The organism is Saliniramus sp., from assembly GCF_035311605.1.
Classification (GTDB): Bacteria; Pseudomonadota; Alphaproteobacteria; order Rhizobiales; family Beijerinckiaceae; genus Saliniramus.
Genome location: NZ_DATGCW010000220.1, coordinates 1 through 3,472, shown reverse-complemented (window position 1 = coordinate 3,472; position 3,472 = coordinate 1). Strand labels below are relative to the sequence as shown.

The following is a 3,472-nucleotide window of genomic DNA, read 5'->3' as shown; positions in this document are numbered from 1 at the left end:
TTCTTCATCAGGGGAATCGTGAGCGAACCGGTAGAGACGACATTGCCGGCTGATGTGCCGTTGATCATGCCCATCAGGCCCGAGCCGAACACCGCGACCTTCGCCGGCCCGCCGCGTGCGCCGCCGGCCGCCGCGAAGGCGAAATTGACGAAATACTCGCCTACCTTGCTCGCCTGCAGAAAGGCCGCGAAGGTGATGAAGAGAATGATGTAGGTCGAGGACACCGCGATGGTCGGGCCGAGAATGCCGTTATCCGTATAAAGGAAGGCAAAGAAGCGCTGAGGCGCATAGCCGCGATGTTCGAGAAAGCCTGGCAACCACGGCCCGACGAAGGCATAGGCGACGAACGCCGCGACGATGATGACAAGCGCCAGACCAGCCAGACGACGGGTCAATTCCAGGATGAGCAGAATGCCGGCAATCGAGGCCCACATGTCATTAGGATGCGGAAAGACCTGGGCGCGCATCCGCAGGAAATGTGCATGAGCAATAATATAGATACCGACCGCGATTGCCGCGAGGGCCAGCAACAGGTCGCCTGGTGAGAGCCTGGCGCGATCGCCTGGCGGAAAAAACCATGTCGCCAGGACGGCAATTGCCGTTCCGGCGACGAGTGGCAGGCCGTAGGTGTTGACCATCTTGGCCGGTGGCGCACCTGTCGCGACAAGATCGCCGGTCACCACCGCGAGCACGATCTGGCCGAGGGCCGTGAGGATGAGAAGCGCGGCGATGCCGAGCAGGGAAAGTTCGATGACGGAGCGGGTATGAGCGCGCCCCTGCGTATCGACAAAATTCCTGGCCGAGAACAGGGTGAAGCCCAGTGCCAGCCCGCCGGTGACATGAGTCAGGCGATAGACCCAGGTTTCCAGCGGATAGAGGTTCATCACGCCGATATGAAAGGCTGTGTAAGCGACGCACAGCGCGGCGACGACATAATGGCTTTTTCCTTCGAAGATGCGCTGGTTACCCGCATAGATCTCGCGATCAACACCACTGGCAACGTTCTTCGTCCCGGAATCGCCTTCCGGCGCCTCACGCACATCCGCGGCGACCATGCGCCCCTCCCGATGAAACCCCACGAATGGCCGTTTCGGCCTTGATCTTGTGATGGAGGCCGCGCCGGACGTGGCCTCCATCAAAGTCATGCGGTGACCGCGAAGCGGTGATCAACCGCGCAGATCTTCCGGGATCTCGATACCGATTTCCTCGTAATAGCGCACAGCGCCGGGATGGAACGGCAGGAAGCTGTTGTTATCCCAGTTCTCGACCACGGTGGCGGCTGCAGCGGCATGGATCTGCATCATGCGCTCGTTGTTTTCGAGAACCGTCTTGGTGATTTCGTAGGCGAGGCTCTCGGGCATGTCCTGATGTGCGATCGCGTAGTTCCACATCGCGACGGAGGCCTGATCCTCCTCCTGCACGGAGTAGGTACCCGCCGGAATTGTAAAGGCCGCGACTTCCGGGAAGGCTTCGAGAACCTGCTCATGCTCTTCAGGCGTGAAGCCGAAGGTGATCACGTCCGCTTCGGCTGCGAGCTGCGAGAAGGCCGCAGTCGGGAGGCCTGCGGCGAAGACGAAGGCGTCAACCAGGCCGTCCTGCAACTGGCCGGCGGAATCCGCCGCGCCCGCATAGGAGATGGTCGCCTCGATACCGAGCGCATTGAGAATGCGCGGCCAATAGGTGCCAGGTGTTCCACCGGCCGGGCCGACTGCAACACGGCGTCCGTCCAGATCACTCACCGAGGTGATGCCCGACGAGCGCAGGGTAATCCCATGGAAGGGGGTCTCATACATCGGGAAAAGGGCGCGGATGTCCTTGTGCTCAAGGCCGGGAGCCAGCTCGCTCTGACCCGTCCAGGCTTCGAAGGCCGGGCCCAGGGTCACGAGGCCGATATCGTGCTCGCCGGTCTGAACCAGGGTCACGTTCTGCACGGGGCCACCGGTCACCTCGCCGGAGACGTTCACGCCGAGCTCTTCCGTGAGGAAGCTCGCCATGCCGCCGCCATAGACGAAATAGACGCCGCCCTGGCTGGCGGTGCCGACGGTCATGTCGCGCGGCCAGTCATCGCGGTCCGCCAGAGCCGCGCCGGAGACGAGAAGTCCGGCCGCTGCCAGACCAGTTGCAATTTTTTTCATGCGTTGTTCCTCCCTCGAAGAAGTAGGGGTTCATTTTGAACCAAGCCCTGCATCGGGCGCAGGGCTGCCCCGCAATAGCAATAGGGACACGGTCGCTTTTGTAAAGACCGGACCGACGCGCGGACCGTATGATCCGGAGAGGCGGCATGATGAGCTGCGACGAAAAAATTATACGGCTTGACATGTTGCAATGCAGGAAATTTCTACAGCCTCTGGATTTCCATCGTGAAGCCAGCATAGACTGATATGTGATATCAAAAAACTATATCCAGAGGATTTTAATATGACTTTTTCTATATCTACCGCTTTGCAATCCGTTGTTCATCAGCGGATGAATGCCAATGCGCCTTTTTCTCTGGCCGAAACGGCTCGGTCCGCCGCCTCTGACGAGGCTCCAGCGCAGGATCCGGCCATGCGGGATCCGCTCTGGAATGAGGCCGGTGCGCGGGAAGTCGAAGGCATGCGCCCCCAGCCCCTCTTGCCCACGCAGGCGCCTGACGATCCTCATCTGCGGTCACTCGCCGCACCGGCGCGCGCACTTCCGGCGGAGAGGACCGAGGCGTTTGAAGCCTTTCGCTGGATCGGGGCTGAAACGGTGCCTGGATTGCATATCGGCGCCGATCATCAACCCGACGGGTCGCGTATCGGCGTGACGACCACCGGATCGGCGGATGCCGATGGCGGCTGGTCGGGCCTTGCCGTCACGCAGCCGCACGGGTCTGATGAGAGCGCGGCCCGTTTGCGCGCACAGATCGGCGGCAGCACCGATTTCGCGCTGTCCGATGATCTGCGCGGCGCGATCCGGGGCAACGCGGCCGTGACGACGGATGGCGGCGTGAGCGCGCATGCCGATCTCTCGCTCACCACCGGCGGCGGGACCGGGATCGGCATCGCCGTCACCGCAGGGCCGGACGGTGTGGCGCAGGAAGCCTATATCCGGCAACAGATCGCCGATAGCGGCACCCTGTCCGGGCGGATGATCCGTCCCGCTGATGACGGCGCGACGGAATGGCGGCTGCGCTACGACGCCACCGATTTTCGCGCCGAGCTCTATCAGCGCGGTGACGATTGGGGCGCCGGCGTGAATCTGCGTGCGCGCTGGTGAGAAACAGGCCGCGTCCCGATTTCAGGGGCGTGGCGCTTCGGCGTTTTCGAGCTCTGGGTTCTGCGCATGCGCGGCGCTCGAAAACCCGTAATCCTCTTCCGATTCCGGATAGAGTGGGGCGGCCACCGGGGTGGTGCGCGGCAGGGTCTGGAAGCGACCCTGCTGGTCGGCAGGCACCGGTGCACGGGCCTTGAGACGCCAGACGGCGAAGCCGACGGAGAGGAAGCCGACG

3 protein-coding genes and 1 pseudogene are annotated in these 3,472 nt (G+C 62.6%); 1 reads left to right on the top strand and 3 read right to left on the bottom strand.

Going from position 1 to position 3,472, the window contains the following annotated elements:
* Both VKP01_RS09965 and VKP01_RS09960 read right to left on the bottom strand, forming a co-directional pair.
* Positions 1-1,055 (bottom strand): TRAP transporter large permease subunit (locus VKP01_RS09965; RefSeq protein WP_324411992.1); only part of this gene is annotated, 1,055 nt, incomplete at its 3' end.
* Between the two features lie 111 nt (positions 1,056-1,166).
* Positions 1,167-2,135 (bottom strand): TAXI family TRAP transporter solute-binding subunit, encoded by a 969-nt coding sequence (locus VKP01_RS09960; protein WP_324411991.1) that lies wholly within the window; start codon positions 2,133-2,135, stop codon positions 1,167-1,169.
* A 412-nt stretch (positions 2,136-2,547) separates the two neighbouring features.
* Between VKP01_RS09960 and VKP01_RS09955 the strand changes: the two genes are divergently transcribed.
* The gene (locus tag VKP01_RS09955; protein ID WP_324411990.1) at positions 2,548-3,240 is read left to right on the top strand and encodes a hypothetical protein; all 693 of its coding nucleotides are present in this window, start codon (positions 2,548-2,550) and stop codon (positions 3,238-3,240) included.
* 21 nt (positions 3,241-3,261) lie between these two features.
* Here VKP01_RS09955 and VKP01_RS09950 read toward each other — a convergent pair.
* Positions 3,262-3,472, bottom strand: a pseudogene (locus VKP01_RS09950) (hypothetical protein); the annotation flags it as partial.

What these genes read in the sequence shown, in the direction of transcription:
- VKP01_RS09955 (WP_324411990.1), top strand. Translation starts at nt 2,548, where the DNA reads ATGCGGGATCCGCTCTGGAATGAGGCCGGTGCGCGGGAAGTCGAAGGC.
- VKP01_RS09960 (WP_324411991.1), bottom strand. Translation starts at nt 2,135, where the DNA reads ATGAAAAAAATTGCAACTGGTCTGGCAGCGGCCGGACTTCTCGTCTCC.